Source organism: Paenibacillus sp. BT-177, assembly GCF_025846815.2.
Classification (GTDB): Bacteria; Bacillota; Bacilli; order Paenibacillales; family Paenibacillaceae; genus Paenibacillus; species Paenibacillus polymyxa_C.
In genome coordinates this window covers 170,926-187,184 of record NZ_JAOYTP010000008.1, presented here as the reverse complement: position 1 = coordinate 187,184, position 16,259 = coordinate 170,926, and the positions used below count along the sequence as shown (strand labels likewise).

Annotated in this window: 11 protein-coding genes and 2 pseudogenes; 12 read left to right on the top strand and 1 reads right to left on the bottom strand. The window is 39.2% G+C overall.

Translation table 11 applies throughout. The annotated features are described in order from the left end of the window. Window positions 1-367: 367 nt before the first annotated feature. Window positions 368-928 (bottom strand): hypothetical protein, encoded by a 561-nt coding sequence (locus OIU26_RS20845; RefSeq protein ID WP_264217889.1) that lies wholly within the window; start codon window positions 926-928, stop codon window positions 368-370. Between the two features lie 436 nt (window positions 929-1,364). Between OIU26_RS20845 and OIU26_RS20840 the strand changes: the two are divergent. The 12 genes and pseudogenes from OIU26_RS20840 to OIU26_RS20785 all read left to right on the top strand — a co-directional run bounded on the left by OIU26_RS20840 (window position 1,365) and on the right by OIU26_RS20785 (window position 16,165). After that, window positions 1,365-1,799, top strand: a pseudogene (locus OIU26_RS20840) (Rrf2 family transcriptional regulator). 78 nt (window positions 1,800-1,877) lie between these two features. Then, window positions 1,878-2,006, top strand: a complete 129-nt coding sequence (locus tag OIU26_RS20835) for a hypothetical protein (RefSeq protein ID WP_264217888.1) — start codon at window positions 1,878-1,880, stop codon at window positions 2,004-2,006. A 33-nt stretch (window positions 2,007-2,039) separates the two neighbouring features. Beyond that, a pseudogene (locus tag OIU26_RS20830) lies at window positions 2,040-2,690 on the top strand (FMN-dependent NADH-azoreductase). 468 nt (window positions 2,691-3,158) lie between these two features. Continuing rightward, entirely contained in the window at window positions 3,159-5,066 is a 1,908-nt protein-coding gene (locus OIU26_RS20825) for a carbohydrate-binding protein (protein WP_264217887.1), read from the top strand. 196 nt (window positions 5,067-5,262) lie between these two features. Continuing rightward, a complete protein-coding gene (gene bglS / locus OIU26_RS20820; RefSeq protein ID WP_013371213.1) occupies window positions 5,263-5,976 on the top strand; it encodes a beta-glucanase in 714 nt (237 codons plus the stop codon). Between the two features lie 676 nt (window positions 5,977-6,652). After that, the gene (locus tag OIU26_RS20815) at window positions 6,653-7,276 is read left to right on the top strand and encodes a GNAT family N-acetyltransferase (protein WP_264217886.1); all 624 of its coding nucleotides are present in this window, start codon (window positions 6,653-6,655) and stop codon (window positions 7,274-7,276) included. 443 nt (window positions 7,277-7,719) lie between these two features. Continuing rightward, window positions 7,720-8,460, top strand: a complete 741-nt coding sequence (locus tag OIU26_RS20810) for a LytR/AlgR family response regulator transcription factor (protein ID WP_264217897.1) — start codon at window positions 7,720-7,722, stop codon at window positions 8,458-8,460. Window position 8,461: 1 nt separating this feature from the next. Further along, window positions 8,462-9,763, top strand: a complete 1,302-nt coding sequence (locus OIU26_RS20805; RefSeq protein ID WP_264217885.1) for a sensor histidine kinase — start codon at window positions 8,462-8,464, stop codon at window positions 9,761-9,763. 123 nt (window positions 9,764-9,886) lie between these two features. Further along, window positions 9,887-11,929, top strand: coding sequence for a serine hydrolase domain-containing protein (locus OIU26_RS20800; protein ID WP_264217884.1), 2,043 nt, complete (start codon window positions 9,887-9,889; stop codon window positions 11,927-11,929). 316 nt (window positions 11,930-12,245) lie between these two features. Then, window positions 12,246-13,229 carry a LacI family DNA-binding transcriptional regulator gene (locus OIU26_RS20795; RefSeq protein WP_264217883.1) on the top strand — a complete coding sequence of 328 codons (984 nt, stop codon included), beginning with the start codon at window positions 12,246-12,248 and terminating at the stop codon, window positions 13,227-13,229. A gap of 198 nt (window positions 13,230-13,427) precedes the next feature. Further along, a complete protein-coding gene (locus OIU26_RS20790; protein WP_264217882.1) occupies window positions 13,428-14,663 on the top strand; it encodes an MFS transporter in 1,236 nt (411 codons plus the stop codon). Window positions 14,664-14,689: 26 nt separating this feature from the next. Then, window positions 14,690-16,165 (top strand): glycoside hydrolase family 32 protein, encoded by a 1,476-nt coding sequence (locus OIU26_RS20785; protein ID WP_436449185.1) that lies wholly within the window; start codon window positions 14,690-14,692, stop codon window positions 16,163-16,165. Window positions 16,166-16,259: the final 94 nt, after the last annotated feature.

Here is a 16,259-nt window from a genome sequence, read left to right as displayed (position 1 = left end):
CCCATAAACACAGCCATGAAGCCCCAGCCATTATGCAATTTGATCACAATAGGGTAGGAGATGCACCAGACAGCATGAGTAGCAACATCATATTGTCTGAGATAATCAAGAGTTTGACGGTATGAGTTATGGTAACTAAACACTTATGTGAAGAGGCAGCACATGCTCAATCTGATTTGATCTGGACTATGTAAAATGATTAAACCCCAGGGACCTATCCATCTGGAAGGAGCCCTGAGGTTTTTTGTTATTGAGCAAGAAGGCCTTGCCTGTAGTAATACGAAGCGGTCTCAAAATCTTTTTGGTGATAATAAGCTTCAGCTATACGGATATACAATTCGCTCATTTTTTTGTGAGCTTGCTTTTGTTAATATATAGTGTGAGCTAAAAAGAAGTGATCCAGAGCTTGTGCTAGATTTCCATTACAGGAGTCAATGCGTCCTATTAATATATTGAGCTGGGCTTTTAAATCCAAGTTCATATTTACATGCAAAAAATCATCACAGATCCTTTTCGCTTCTTCAATGTTTTGAATATCAATGTATAGATCAGCAAGCTCTAGTTTGGAATTGATCAGGCCTTCTTCATCGGATAACAAGGAGTAAGGCTCAATAGATTTCTCGTTATAGGTTAAAGATTCATCATATTTCTTGATCTTTTTGTACAGAATACCCAATTTTTTATAGCATACTCCCATCGTCATTGAAATTTCGCCAGACTTATAAAATGTACTGTTTTGTAGATTAATTTGCTGAGCCTCCAATAAATGAGTTAACGCAGAAGTAATCTCATCCAGATGGCAGTGAAAGATGCCAAGGTTGAGAAGAACATTGACATAAAGCAATTTGTCGACTGTAAATTGCTTGGTCAGCAGCAGAGCATTGTTGGAGCTTTTTAAAGCCTCCGTCAACTGATTGGTGCGATACAAAATTTGACCCTGCAGATTATATGATTTGGCTCTAATAGCGTAATCAAAAGGAGGGGCATGCTGAATGACATCTTCAATATATATGAATGGATTCAGGGAATCAGTTCAGCCCTTCACCTGGTTCTAGAACTTCTCCTACTCCTTCCTGATGGACAGGAATATCATCCTCCAGTCTATTAGCAGATGGATTTAATCCATGATATATTGAATGCACAAAGAACCGTTTCTTTCATAAATGGTGGGTCGCACTTCCATTTTGCCAGGAAACGGTTTCCTTTTTGTTTTACATCTTTGAGAAAAAGCGGTATTCCTTTGGGGGGATGCAGTTTATGAACGACCAATAAAAGTAAAAAAAGTTGGTGCTTGCATTTCAAAACCCCTCTTGACTTTCATTTTAACCTGTAACTATAACGGTTTCATTGAGAAGGAACCAGTAATGAAAATAAGCAGCAGATTCTCAATAGCAGTTCACATTCTTTCCTTGCTAGCTACCGCCAAGAATGCGCACTATGCATCGATATGGATTACCGATATCGTCCGTACAAATCCGGTTATTATTTCGGAAAATAATCGGGCAGCTAAAGAAAGCGGATAGGCGGTGCGAGCTGGCGCAGTGAGTGCCTTTTTGATTAAAGGACTCGAAGAATTTATACGGTTGGATGTTTAACGGACGGTGGAAGTCGTGAAAGAGGGGAAGCTTTTCATATCCATGAACTGCCGAATCCCGACTGCTCGGTCTGTGCAAATGTCCAAGCTGTTCTGGAACTGATCGTTAAGAGGAGTCCCATATGCAATGGAAGCGATCCTGGCTGACATTACGATGTGTGAGTCGATTTCCGAGCTTGCAGAGCATATCAATCGGAAAAGGTGAAGTTTTTTTGAATCTGTTGTAATGTTTGTTATTACAACTTATAAATCCCGGAAATATTTGAGAGGGGAGGTACTCAGAATGGAAGTTGTTTTCCGCAGCTTCGAGCTCAATCCGAAAGTCAGAGAGACGTGGTTATGGATGTCCATTACATTCGATGCCCATCGGTTGGCGATATGGGCACGGGCACGACAGCAAACATATCCTTAATTATTCCAATCATAACAAAGGAGTAGATTTATCATGGCAACTGTATTGTACATAACTGCTCATCCTTTCAAAGACGATACTTACAGCTTATCGGTCGGTAAACAGTTTATCCAAACCTATCAGGAGGCCAACTCTGGCGATGAAGTCATTCATGTAGATCTGTACCGCATGGATCTTCCGCAAATCGACGCTCATCTTCTAAGACGTTGGGGGCAACCGCCAAGTGGTCCTTCCTTCGATGAATTGAGCCAGGAGTCGAAGGTCAAAGCGGAACGGATGCGCGAGATTGTCGATTAATTCATGGCGGCTGATAAAATCGTCATTGTCAATCCGATATGGAACTTATCTTTTCCGTCGGTTTTGAAAACGTACATTGACGCAGTTACGGTTACAGGAAAAACCAATAAGCGATCCGATAATGGGCTGCGGGGTTTGTCTGGTTTGACGGGGACTCAGCAAGGCAAAAAAGTAATGCACATTCAGGCTTCCGGTATGGTTCTCTCCCACGGGAAGTTTAAAGATGTCGAGTTCAGCCACAGTTATGTAAAAGCTATCATGAACTTGTTGGGTATTGATGAAGTGCAGGCTATTTTTGTTGAAGGTATCAGTGAGCAGCCGGACCAAGCACAGAGCATAAAGGAGCGAGCAATGCGTCAAGCCATATTGGCAGCTCAAGAATTTTAATGTAACAGCCTAAAGAAAAAATATTGAGTGCTATGTTTGGCAATTATCAAAACTTGATTTCGGCACAATATCTCGCTATGACTTAGTTATACCGATTGGGGGTCGAAGGTCTCAAGAGTGAAGCTAGGATCGCTTGATTAGATGTCAGTATTTCACGGAGCAAATCATTAGGTTACATCCCTTTTGATGTGCTCTTTTTAATTTAGAATGATATTGTTATATTTGGTAGAGTACGCTATAATTGTCCCAAATAAAACCATTATTATAAATAGAATTACATAATTGATGCTAGCGTTCCTTCTTGTAGAATGTTTCCAAACAACGATTTGTAAGCGATTTCAATCCAATTCTATCTCTTACCATTCTTCACGTCATTCTCCTTACGGGTAAAGGTCTGAGCATATCCATAAATTTGATATATTTACGGATAGCTCGGCTTTAGACCATATAAAAAACGGAGGTTATGTTATGATTAGAAAATGTCTAGTTTTATTTCTTTCCTTCGCTTTATTGCTGAGTGTCTTTCCCATGCTAAATGTAGATGCTGCCAATCGACCACTGGCTAAACTACCTGGAAATTCCAACCCTCTAATGGATCACAAATTGGGAGCTGACCCGTATTCATTGGTATATGATGGAAGAGTGTATATTTACATGTCAAGTGATACGTACGTGTATAACAAGGATGGATCGATTAAAGAGAACGACTTTAGTAGGCTGGATCGTATCCAGGTCATATCCTCCACAGACATGGTAAACTGGACGGATCACGGAACGATACCAGTCGCAGGTGCCAACAACAAAAACGGTGGAAGAGGCATTGCCAAATGGGCCTCTAACTCCTGGGCTCCAGCAGTTGCGCATAAAAAAATAAATGGCAGAGACAAGTTCTTTTTATATTTCGCCAATGGGGGAGCAGGTATTGGTGTCCTGACAGCGGACACGCCTATCGGACCTTGGACAGATCCCCTTGGCAAAGCACTTGTGACACATAGTACACCTGGGATGGCTGGCGTGACTTGGCTTTTTGACCCGGCTGTACTGGTAGATGATGATGGCACGGGATACCTGTATAGCGGTGGCGGAATTCCTAATGAATCCGATCCGGCTTCCATTGCAAATCCGAAAACCGCCAGAGTCATCAAATTAGGCGCAAATATGACAAGCGTTATCGGAAGTGCCACCACTATTGATGCTCCTTACCTGTTTGAAGATTCCGGTATTCATAAGTACAACGGCAAATATTACTATTCGTACTGTATCAACTTTGCCGGAACACACCCTCCACAGTACCCTGCTGGTGAAATCGGCTATATGGTTAGCGACAACCCGATGGGTCCCTTCACTTATAAAGGTCATTTCCTGAAAAATCCGTATACGTTCTTCGGCGTTGGCGGCAACAACCACCATGCTGTATTTAATTTTAAGAATGAATGGTATGTCGTATACCATGCCCAAACGGTCAGCAAGGCTCAAATTGGAGCTGGAAAGGGCTATCGCTCTCCGCATATTAATAAGCTGGTGCACAAGGAGGACGGAAGCATCTCTGAGGTGCAAGGGAATATGACAGGAATCGCGCAGCTATCCAATATGAATCCGTATACCAGAGTTGAAGCGGAGACCATTGCCTGGCAAGCAGGCATTACGACCGAACCCACGCAAGCCAGCGGCGGCCCGATTGGCAATCTGAATGTGACCAACATCCATAATGGGGACTGGATCGCTGTTGGAAAGGCTAATTTTGGCTCTACCGGAGCGAAGACGTTCAAAGCTAATGTGGCTACAAATGTCGGTGGCAACATTGAAGTACGGCTTGACAGTGAAACAGGTCCTCTAGTCGGTTCCTTGAAAGTACCTTCAACTGGAGGTATGCAAACCTGGAGAGAAGTAGAGACCACGATCAATAATGCAACAGGAGTTCACAACGTTTATCTGGTGTTTACCGGGTCAAGTAACGGTAATCTGTTGAATTTGGATGCCTGGCAATTCACTCCCAACACGGGGGAAAATACGGTAACAAAAGTTGAAACCGAGAATATAAATATTGGCGGCACTCATGCAGGCAAGATCAGTGCACCGTTTGACGGAGTCGCCTTGTATGCCAATGCTGACTACGCTTCATATTCACAGTATTTTGCCAACCCTACGCATAATATCTCAGTGCGGGGGGCTTCAAGCAATGCTGGTACGGCCAAGGTGGACTTGGTTATTGGAGGAACAACTGTAGGTTCCTTCAATTTCACAGGCAAAACACCAACTGTCAAAACCATGTCCAATATTACTCACGCTATCGGAGATCAGGAGATCAAACTCACCTTGACGAGCGATGACGGCACTTGGGATGCCTACGTGGATTTCATTGAATTTTCATTATGATCGCTCGTCGAAACAGTAGTTGTTTGGGACCTTTTGTAAAATCGAGAGATCCGCCCTGTTAGTCCAAGTGAGCGCGATCGGCGGTGAAATGTCCAGGCAAGCTCTATTAATTGGTTTTTGGCAGACTGTATCACGTTGCTGGAAACCGCATTCCACAACTTTATTCATATTTGAAATTATTCTTGGAGGTGTATTTATGAAGAAGAAGTATTGGTTTACACTGGTGATCACGGGTATAGTTTCTCTGTTTTTTTCGGTAAGCGCTTTTGCGGCGAATGTGTTCTGGGAGCCATTAAGTTATTATAATCCGAGTACATGGCAAAAGGCAGATGGATATTCCAATGGGGACATGTTTAATTGCACTTGGCGTGCCAATAATGTCAATTTTACTAACGATGGCAAAATGAAGCTTAGCTTAACGAGTTCTGCGTATAATAAATTTGACGGCGGAGAGTATCGTTCGAAGAATACTTACAGATACGGCTTATACGAGGTCAACATGAAGCCTGCTAAAAATACAGGAATCGTATCTTCCTTTTTCACATATACGGGACCTGCTAATGGCACGCAATGGGATGAAATAGATATTGAATTTTTAGGAAAAGACACAACAAAAGTACAATTTAACTATTATACAAACGGGGTCGGTGGTCATGAGAAGGTTGTCGATCTGGGTTTTGATGCATCAAGTGGCTTCCATACCTATGCATTCGATTGGCAGCCAGGATACATTAAGTGGTATGTTGACGGGGTTCTAAAGCATACAGCAACTACGAACATACCGAAAACGCCAGGCCAAATTATGATGAATTTATGGAATGGCACCGGAGTAGATAGCTGGTTAGGTCCATATAACGGAGTCAATCCATTGTACGCCGAATATGACTGGGTAAAATATACGAGCAATTAGTATGATTACAGCAGAAGAGGCAGCCCTGTAGGGCTGCTTTTGCGTGTTCAGGGGGAGATAGCTGAATAGACCGGCTAGGGGATTTTTTAGTTAACATAATGATAGTATGAAAAACTGCAAAAAAAAGTGATTTTACTTAAATTTCTAAATAGATTTAGAAATAGGATTATCTCGAAATTCTTTTGGTGTTATAACCTATTTCGTTTTCAATCCCATAAATAGGAATATAAGTATTTTAAAGCGAAACAGATGCCCTAGTCAACAGATGCCCTAGTCAATTTTTGAATTAATATAATTTCTGAAAAAGATCTATTGGTAGTTCTTTTAATTAAATTACTTAGATAGTTTGGATGAAAATTGAAATGCTTAGCTGTGGAAATTAAAGTATAAGTCATATAATTTTTCTCTAAGTAATTAAGTATTTCTATAACAGGTGTATTGTTGAGCACCATAAAGCAATCAATTATTTCATTTGAACATAAAGATTTATATGAGTTTCACCTGAAAATGCTGGACTCCTTGTAATAGAGTCCGGCATTTTTTGGTTCTCACCAGTCTAACATAACTATTTAAACGGTTAGTTGAAAAAAAGCATTGCATTAAATATTTGACTCTCCCCATTAGGGGATACATTAAACTCAATTTGTAAGCTAATCAATTAAAAGGAGGAATCAAAATGAACTTAGATATTAGAGACATTAGAAAAGAAGATATAGAACCTATTAAAGCAATTATTGCGGATACTTGGAACGCAAAGGATTTTATAGAGGATGAGGGCGTGATAAATGCAGCAGTTACAATGATGTTCATAAGTCCAATATTAAATAAAAGTACTTTTGGAAGAGTAGCTATATTAGATGGAGAAGTCATTGGTGTAATTTTTGGTTCAAGAGTTGGTGAAACAACATCTTATAGAATGCTACAGGAAGATTATACAAGTGAATTGCTACAACTCTTAAATCTAAATGACATAGAACGAAAAGTATTTGTTGAACTCACCTCCATGACTAATGAGGCATACAGCAAGTTAATTAGAGGAAAAGAAGATGAGTTTCAGGGTTGCTTAGAATTCTTTGCTGTTTCTGAAAAAGCTAGAGGAAAAAAGATAGGCAAAAAATTATTCAATGAGCTCATCTCTTACTTAAGAAATACAAAAGCAACTAAAATTTATGTGTATACAGACACAATGAGTAACTATGGATTCTATGACCACAATGGATTTGTCCGCCTTGATGAAGCAGTAACTGTATTTAATCTACCTATCGGCAAACTCGAAAATACAAATTTTGCTTATGAATAGTTGTCCTTAATATTTCTATTCGTTTATTAAGTTCCTCTAATTTCTTTATTTCTTTATAAATTTCTCCATTTTTCTGCTCTAAGTAAAGTTTAAGGTAATTAGTATCGGCTTTAGCAAATAAGGCTTTAATTTCTTTAACACTTACATTACTTTTCTTTTCTTACTAATTTTTATAATATCCAGATAGATGAATTGATTAATTATACTTTTTGTTCTCCATAAATTCCTCCAATAAGGCTTATGGGTGAAAGTCGTCGTTCCGCTAATACATCAATTCCTACCCTCCTAATAAATCACAAGTTGTGCTCTTACACAATAACTCGCATTTAAGGGATTTGAATTTGCGTTTTATCCAAAAGCTATGTATAGAATATTAAAATATTGTATACTGTTCAGACTATAATTCCACGCAACATGCAATGGGGAAGAGGTGTATGGCATTTATGTATAGAGTAGCTATTTGCGATGATGAGTACAAGCAAAGAGAGCTTGTTAAAAATATGCTGATTGCTTTATCCATCAAAACAAATATAGAATTTAAAATTGAGTTATTCAACTCAGGAGAACAGCTGGTAGCTCATTATTTAAACCATGAATCGCCATTCCATATCTTAATATTGGATATTGAAATGAACGGCATGAACGGAATTCAAACAGCTCAAAAAATAAGGAGTTTACGTCACCTTGATGAACAGATCATTTTTTTAACGAGCTATCCCGAATATATGCTAGAAAGCTTTGACGTAGTTACCTTTCAGTACTTAATAAAACCAATTGCTTCCCATATCTTTGAGGAAAAAATGATAAAACTGTGTCAGTATTTTCAATCTCTTGATAAAAAATTCGTTATCATCAAGTCAGCTTATGAAGAAGTGCTTTTAAAATATGATGATATCATTAGTATTGAAGTGGCCAAAAGCTTGACCATAAAAAACAAACTGCATTTTGTAACCTCTACACAAACCTATGATAGCAAAGGGATTCTTTCAGATTATGCTTTAGCATTAAAGGAATATAATTTTCTGCAAATTCATCGTTCGATTATTATAAACTTAATTCATGTCAAAAAATTTGCTGGCGGTGATGTTCTGATGTCAAATAATGTGAAGTTGCCTATTGGACGTTCTAAAATAAAAGAAGTTAAAGATCTATATACCAAATTTATGATCATGAAGATGCAATAATATGATGGAATATAACTCCCTGTTTCTTAACCTATGTGTTGTCTTGGTGATGTGCTTTCAGGTGAATTTTTACTTCAACTCGGTTTTTGATAAGTCCAGTCGAAAGCCGAACAGAATGATGTATTTCATTATTTTCGGGCTGCTGAATTTTTTATATTTAAGTGTTTATCTGTCTCCTACGTTTTCCTCCATTTTGGCGTTATTTGTCATATTTAGCTTGGCCCAGTCTTATACTGTGGAAATAAAGACAAAGATCATTTTTTCCATCCTTTATGCTGTGTTGATCACCATCGTTAATTTTATATCTCTTTATATTTTATATACTGTAGGCTCTGTTAAAGTTAGCAACCTTAGCCATTTGAGCAGTCAAGATCACTTGATATTTTCTAAGGTTATGTTACTCAGCTGTATTATCATGTTTGCTGTCATTCAGATTATACGATTATTTGCCAAACGCAGAACCTTCCCTTTGCATGCCCGTTATTACATTTTATTTCTAATCGTTCCTATCATAAGTATATACCAGGTCAATGTGTTATCTGTTTATAGTGAAAAGAATATGTATTATTTTGTATCTATTATTGGCTTTATTTCCTTAAATGTTTTTATCATATACATCTTCGATAATGTCATTGAAAAATTCCAGTTAATGCATGAAAATGCTCAACTACAACATCAGATGGACTACCAAGATGCTAACTACGAAAAAACAGTTCACAGCTTTAAAAATATGAAAAGAATCATTCACGACACACACCAACAGTTTTTGTATATTGACGAATGTATCAAGAGAAATGAATTAGCTGAGGCAAGTGAACATATTAAGGTCACATTAAATAAAATCGAAGGAGCCTATCAGAGGGTTAACACCGGTAATCTGGTTATAGATGCTCTTGTCACAAATAGTCTTAATATTGCTCAGGCCAATGGCATCAAGGTGGATACCCAGCTCAACCTATACTCACAGAAAGTAAATATTGAACGTTATGACTTGTGTGTCGCTCTGGGTAATATGCTGGATAATGCCATAGAAGCATCTAAAAAGGTCAAAATTGCGGATGATAGGTATATTCTTATTAAAATACATTCCAATGAATCTGCGCTTTTCATTCACATTCTGAATCATATGGAGAATGAAGTGGCCCATTTGCAAAGTCAAAAATCAAACCCGGATATTCATGGTATTGGCTTAACCAATATATCTAGAATATGTGACAAATATGGTGGTAACATGACCATTGAAATGAAAAATAAAATATTCAATAATATGGTTTTATTACCATTTTATAAAGACAGTCCTTAAACATCATGCTGTTTAGGGATTGTTTTTTTCGTTTTAGGGTGAATTTGCTATATAGAATCCTCGTTCATTGTATGATCAGTCCAGCAATAAATTCTGGGAACCTATAAGAGGAGGAAATATGGAATGAAGAAAATAATAGCTGTGTTCATTTCGGCTATGCTTGTTGTACTGCCGATGACGAATGCTTTTGCTCAAGACAATCCTGAACCCATCAAGGAAAAGGCCCGCAATCTGGCCTCAGAGCTGGTATCCAAATACGGTGCTAGCGGTGTGCAGTATGCCATTATGGATCATGGAAACATCGTATTATCGGATAGCGTAGGTGTAAAGAACAAAGCAACCAACGAGCCAATCACCAACGATACAATGTTCGGTATTGGCTCCACAAGCAAAATGTATGTATCTGCTGCAACGATGATGTTGGTGGATGCCCATAAGGTAGATATTGATCAGCCGCTCACAACATACATTAAGGACTTTAAAATGTCTGATGAAAGGTACAAAAAAATCACACCACGTATGCTGTTAAATCATTCGTCAGGTCTTTATGGTGCTCACTATAAAAATAGTATGTTGTTTAATGACAATGATACAGAAAATCATGATGAGCTATTGCTGAGATTACAATCAGAAACTTTAAAATCGAACCCTGGCGAATATTCTGTATATAGTAATGATAGTTTTCAATTGCTTGAAATATTGGTTGAACGGGTGAGTGGTCTAAGTTATACCGAATTTCTGGCAAAGCATGTTAGTGCCCCTTTGGGTTTGAACTCTACGAAAACACCACTCGATCAGTTTGATAGACAAAAGCTGTCCAAAACTTATTTTCCTGCGATTGAGGGAGCCTTACCCGTTGAAAATGCCAATGTCATCGGGACAGGGGGCTTATACTCTACCGCAGAAGAATTGACCCAGTTTGCAGAAGTATTAACAGGGAATAGAACTGATATTTTATCTGAACAATCAGCAAAGTCCATGCAAAGCCATGAATATCGAAAAGGAATATGGGTATCTGAAGAGACAAACAGCTTTAATTATGGCCTTGGCTGGGACGCGGTTCGTTTGGCACCATTTAGTGATTACGGAATAACTGCGTTGTCCAAGGGGGGAGACACTGTTTTGTATCACTCTGTCTTGATCACCCTACCAGAGCATCATATCTCTATGGCTGTGCTTTCATCTGGAGGGTCTTCCATCCTGGATAGTATTTTTGCTTCTAATGTTTTATTGGAGCATTTAAAAGACAAGGGCATCATTAAAGACATCCTACCGGATAAAACATTTGAGCCTCCTGTAAAAGTGGAAATGCCATCTGACTTGCTTTCTTATTCTGGATTATATGGCACTGTGGGTACAACCATCAATGTAGAGATTAAAAATGGAGAGTTTGAGTTACCAGCTTTACTGGATGGATTCGTCCCGGCGCAAAAATATGTGTATGCAGGCAATGGACAATTCAAGAGCAGTGATGGCAGTGTAGCCATAAGCTTTGACAAACAAATAAACGGAAAAACGTATATTAAGGCTAACTTATATTTAAACTTTCCGGGATTAGGTCAAATGGTTATGGTAATTTATGAATATCAAAAGCTTGATGCCAATCCTCTAAATACTACAGTTAAAAAGGCATGGGAACATAGAAACGGGAAAAATTATTATGCCCTGGATGAAAAGATATCTTCTATTTTTTATTTGGCTCCATCATTTATTACGAAAAAAATATCTGTTGATCATGAGGGATACGCAAGTGGTACTAAAATTGTGGATGAGAATAAAGCTGTTAATGCCGTTGAAATTCCAGTTATGAGTGGAAGAGATGCATTTGATTTGAATTTTACTACCAAGGATGGTTCAGAGTATTTAACCATAGATGGACAGTCCTACATCAGTGAGGATGCTATTAAACCTATCCTAGGTGGGAAATCACAGTACACTATACCATCCAATGGCCAAGCCACATGGTTTAAAATAGATAAAAACGCAGCCCATAAAACGATGACCGTTGATGTTCCAACAAGTGGAGGGTTCGCTGTCTATGATGAAAACGGAGCGGTTGTAGATTTTTCAACTGCCAGCCATAACAATTCGGTTGTTCTGCCCCAAGGGGGCTTGATCGTCTTGGGTGGCAAAGCAGGGGATGGATTTAAAATCAATATAAATTAAGCGTGTAGCCGCTCCTGAAAATTCAGGAGCGGCTATTATAATAGAATATCTCAAAACGCCTTGGCGCTATCGAACACGAGGGAAAGCAGGGCAACTTAGTACTTGGAAGCATCTTCAGCCAATTCATTGATGGGATGATTTTAAATGTAAACGCTTATTAAAAGCTTATATTAGCAGAATGGAAGAGCTAATGTGTATACAATATTCTCGATGCATATACAGCACGTAATGCTGGAGACATGTTTTTTCACGTTTAACCATGTTAAAATAATAGGATAATTGGAGACTTGGCATGGAGAGAAGGCAGGTTGAATCAATGAAACCAAAACTTAACGATGTTGCACAATTAGCCGGAGTTTCACCGACCACGGTTTCTCGCGTACTTAACAATCGTGGCTATATCAGTCAAGAAACGAAGGATCAAGTTCATAAAGCGATGCAGGAGCTAAATTATTTTCCTAATGATGTAGCTCGGTCATTATTTAGTAAACGAACAAATCTGATTGGATTAATCATTCCAACTACAAGCAACCCATTTTTCGGAGAGCTGACTTTCCATATAGAGAATATTTGTGCGTCATTAGGCTATAAGCTGTTGCTTTGTAACAGTTTAAATCAGCTGGATAAAGAAGAATCTTATGTCGATATGCTTATGCGAAATCAAGTTGACGGTATTATCGTCGGTACACACAACCGAGGTATCGTAAATTATGAACAGAAGAATATTGCTGTCATTGCGATCGATCGCTTCCTATCCGATTCAATCCCAGTTGTAGGATCAGATAATTATTTGGGTGGCAAACTGGCGTCAGAACTGCTTATTGAAAAGGGGTGCAAGCATATTTTTCACATAAATGGGCCTGTTGAATTGGAAACACCAGCAAGCTTAAGAAGAAAAGCATATGAAGATGTGATGGAGCAGTATGGTCGAAAGGCAATTACCTATGAAGTACATGATCCCTTTCACCAACAGAATCACAATGAACCGATTAAACGCTTGCTCGATGAACATCCTGAAGTAGATGGATTGTTCGCGAGTAATGACATGGTGGCTGCGTCTTTTATTGCTGAAGCAAGAAGAAGGGGAAAGCGGGTTCCTGAAGATATCCGCGTAATTGGGTATGACGGAACTGAAACAACCCGCAATCTTCTCCCTGAATTAACGACAATTCAGCAACCAATACAGGAGATCGCGAGATCTTCCATAGAGTTACTTATTAAAGAAATTGAAGGTGGATTCAGTGATGTCCCGCGAGAAACCTATCTACCAGTGAAACTGATTAAAGCTAGTACAGCTTAACACAATTTTCATAGTTTTCAGCATTGTGATATAAGATGGGCTATCCTTATTAGAGTAATTGAAATCAAAGAGGAGAGCTCTTTTTCTTTTGAAGATATGTCAAGCGGTTGACATATGAAAGCGGTTGACATATAATCGATCTGTAAATACGAAAGTGCTTTCATTTACATTAAATGTTCAACTAGAGGAGCGTTCGATATGAGAAAGTCAAAGAGCATGTACTGGAAACTAAGTGCCTATTTCTTCTTTTTTTTCTTTACTTGGTCAGCAAGTTATTCATTGTTCTCCATCTGGCTAGGGCAAGAAATCAGTCTGAATGGTGCTGAAACAGGTGTTATCTTTACTGTAAACGCTATCTTTGCGCTATGTATGCAACCGCTTTATGGCTATATATCTGATAAAATCGGATTGAAGAAGCATATTTTATTTCTAATCAGTTCTTTACTCTTATTTGTTGGTCCTTTCTATATCTTTATCTATGCACCGTTACTTCAATACAATGTATTTCTCGGCGCCATTGTAGGTGGATTATACTTGGGTATTGCTTTTTTGGCAGGGATTGGAGCCATCGAATCTTATGTCGAGAAAGTCAGCCGAAAATATGACTTTGAATATGGAAAATCTCGTATGTGGGGCTCGCTAGGTTGGGCAGCAGCAACATTTTTCGCTGGTCAACTCTTCAATATCAACCCTAACATTAACTTCTGGATTGCATCAGTATCTGCTGTCATTCTGTTTATCATTATGATGACAATTAAAGTTGAGATGACAGATTCCGAGATGGAGCGAGCAGAATCTGTTAACTTTAAGCAAATCGGCTATTTGTTTGCAAATAAGCATTTGTGGTTCTTCATTTTATATGTTCTTGGCGTTACTTGTATTTACAATGTGTATGACCAGCAGTTCCCGAATTACTTTTCATCGACGTTCTCAACGGTTGCTTTAGGCAATCAAGTTTACGGTTATTTAAATTCTCTACAAGTATTCCTGGAAGCAGGCATGATGTTCTTAGCGCCTTTCATTGTCAACAAAATTGGGGCAAAAAAGGGTCTGATATTGGCAGGATTCTTGATGGCGTTCCGGATCATGGGTTCAGGCTTAGTTATTGGACCTTATGGTATCTCAGCTATGAAATTGATCCACGCATTGGAACTGCCAATCATGCTGATCGCCGTATTTAAGTACTTGGCTGCTAATTTCGATACGCGTCTGTCTTCGATCCTATATCTGGTGGGATACCAGTTTACGAGTCAGGTAGGAGCTTCGATTTTCTCGCCAATCGCCGGTATGTCTTATGACATTAGAGGCTTTGCAAATACGTACGTAATTATGGGTGTTTTCGTATTCGCCTTTACAACCATCTCAATCTTTACCTTAAAGAAAGAACCGAAAAAGCTAGAACCCAAGCCTAACAAGCATATTAAAACAGCATAGGAGGAAGACAAATGAACAGCACATATATTAACAACACAAAGCAAGCTGAGGAAGCATTAAAACAAGCAGAAGCGAAAATGAACAAGCGGTACCGATTAGGTTATCATATTATGGCACCGGCAAACTGGATTAACGACCCCAATGGGTTAATTCAATTTAAAGGTGAATATCACGCCTTCTATCAGCATCATCCTTATGATGAGAACTGGGGTCCAATGCATTGGGGGCACGTGAAGAGTAAAGACCTTGTACATTGGGAGCATTGTCCGATTGCATTAGCGCCAGGTGATGCTTGTGACCTCGATGGCTGCTTCTCAGGCAGCGCAGTAGATAATAACGGCGAACTGACATTGATCTATACTGGCCATCACTATATTGATCAACCAAACAATATCTTTTTTCAAAATCAAAATGTGGCAGTTAGTACAGACGGCATTCATTTTACAAAACTAGGGCAGAATCCCGTAATCGCTGAACCTCCGACAGATAGCTCCCAGCATTTCCGTGATCCGAAGGTATGGAAGCATGAGGATACATGGTACATGATCCTAGGTAACAGCACGAAAGAAGATCTGCCGCGTGTTATTCTATATACATCTCCTGATCTTAGAACTTGGACTTATCATGGTGTGCTTCTGCAGGGAGATAAGAATATGGGCTTCATGTGGGAGTGCCCTGATTTCTTTGAACTGAACGGTAAGCATATATTTATGTTCTCCCCACAAGGTATTGATGCGCAAGGAGATAAGTACAATAACTTGTTCCAGACGGGATATTATGTTGGCGAATATAATTATGATAGTAATGAATATAAACATGGAGAGTTCATCGAGTTGGATAATGGTCATGACTTCTATGCGGTTCAAACTTTTCTAGATGATCAAGGTCGCCGCATTGCGATTGGTTGGATGGATATGTGGGAATCGGATATGCCGACGAAAGCAGACGGCTGGTCCGGAGCGCTGACGATCCCACGTGTAATTACGTTGGGCGCCAATAATAAATTGCTGATGAATCCAGTAGAGGAAATGAAGTTGCTTCGTCAAAGCGAACATGTTTTGTACCAATATCGCGATCGCGCTATTTCTGGAAGTTACTTGACGGAAGTTGAAGCGGATCTGCTTGAAGTGAAGGTCGCGTTCGACCTGACGAAGTCAAGTGCAGACCTGGTAGGCTTGAAGCTTCGCGGAACAGGTGAGGAGGAAACGGTTATCACTTATTCTATCGCGGATCAGAAACTTATGCTTGATTGTTCTAATTCGGGCAAAAAGACGGATGGAGTACGTCAAACAGCCTTAAGTGCAGAGGGGCAGCTGACGTTACATGTATATCTGGATCGCTCATCCATTGAAATATTTGCGAATGAAGGGCAAGCTACGATGACAAGTCGCATCTATTCGAGTGAAAAACTGCTAGGCATAGAACTCGTAGCGGAGCGCGGAGAGGCTCTAGTAAATGAGTTGACATACTGGAAATTGAAAGATATCTGGCAAGCTGAATAACTCGATGAAAAGGTTGCTTTCTGAGTCCTTGTAATGACTTAGAAAGCAACCTTTTCGGCAATGGCGACTTTCCCCAGGAAATGCCCACCTACAT